Source organism: Neisseria basseii (assembly GCF_962707005.1).
In the GTDB taxonomy this organism is placed as follows: domain Bacteria; phylum Pseudomonadota; class Gammaproteobacteria; order Burkholderiales; family Neisseriaceae; genus Neisseria; species Neisseria bergeri.
In genome coordinates, this window is sequence record NZ_CAUIXH010000064.1 from 1 (window position 1) to 391 (window position 391).

Genomic DNA, 391 nt, shown 5'->3' on the forward strand with positions numbered 1-391 from the left:
GAAGGATCAGGCTTCCGTCGGCGCGCCCGCACCCAAAGCCCCCGCCAAACCGGCTCTGCCCGCGGCTAAAAAATAGGGGAACCTGTAAAGGAAGGGACATCGGCTGCCGCCGGTGCTTTTTTGTTTTTGGCTGTGTTTTAATGTAGTGAGACCTTTGCAAAATTCCTTTTCTCCCAACAACCAAAACCCCAACACAGGTTTTCGGCTGTTTTTGTTTCAAATATCCACTGATTCTACCCCAATACCCCCTTAATCCTTCCCTGATACCCGATAATCAGGCATCCGACCGCCTTTTAAGCAGCAACAGGCACACTTAGCCTGTTAGCCGCTTTCAACAGGTTCAAACACATCGCCTTCAGATGGCTTTGCGCACTCACTTTGAGCAGACCAA

The 391-nt window shown here is 50.6% G+C and carries 1 pseudogene; it reads left to right on the forward strand.

The window, feature by feature from the left end:
* Positions 1-76: pseudogene (locus Q9I99_RS11310) on the forward strand (ComEA family DNA-binding protein); the annotation flags it as partial.
* Positions 77-391 lie beyond the last annotated feature (315 nt).